Source organism: Rhodococcus sp. EPR-134 (assembly GCF_001647205.1).
In the GTDB taxonomy this organism is placed as follows: Bacteria; Actinomycetota; Actinomycetes; order Mycobacteriales; family Mycobacteriaceae; genus Rhodococcus_F; species Rhodococcus_F qingshengii.
This window is the reverse complement of the sequence record NZ_LVCT01000745.1, coordinates 1-771: the sequence shown is the minus strand read 5'-3', so window position 1 is coordinate 771 and position 771 is coordinate 1. Positions and strand designations below refer to the sequence as shown.

Below are 771 nucleotides of genomic sequence, written 5' to 3'. Positions count from 1 at the left end.
GAACTAACCGGTCCTCTTAACCTTCCAGCACCGGGCAGGCGTCAGTCCGTATACATCGTCTTACGACTTCGCACGGACCTGTGTTTTTAGTAAACAGTCGCTTCTCACTGGTCTCTGCGGCCCCACCCAGCTCAGACAGTAAATGTCGTCACCAGACAGGGCCCCCCTTCTCCCGAAGTTACGGGGGCATTTTGCCGAGTTCCTTAACCATAGTTATCTCGATCGCCTTAGTATTCTCTACCTGACCACCTGTGTCGGTTTGGGGTACGGGCCGTGTGAAAGCTCGCTAGAGGCTTTTCTCGGCAGCATAGGATCACTGAATTCGCCTCAATCGGCTACGCATCACGTCTCAGGCTTGTATGCGACCCGGATTTGCCTAGGTCACGCCCTACACGCTTACACCAGTATTACCACTGACTGGCTCAGCTACCTTCCTGCGTCACCCCATCGCTTGGCTACTACCAGATCAGGTCCCATGCATCCACCAACTCGAGACCCGAAGGTCTTCTCGTGGCTTCAGGATGGTTAGTATCACTGATTCACCATGGGCGCGTTCACACGGGTACGGGAATATCAACCCGTTGTCCATCGGCTACGCCTGTCGGCCTCGTCTTAGGTCCCGACTCACCCTGGGCGGATTAACCTGGCCCAGGAACCCTTGGTCATTCGGCGGACGAGTTTCTCACTCGTCTTTCGCTACTCATGCCTGCATTCTCACTCGTGTGGCCTCCACGGCTAGGTCACCCTGCCGCTTCCATGGCCACACGACGC

1 rRNA gene is annotated in these 771 nt (G+C 56.2%); it reads right to left on the bottom strand.

The annotated features are described in order from the left end of the window. Nucleotides 1–771 (bottom strand): 23S ribosomal RNA (locus A2J01_RS32035); the annotation flags it as partial.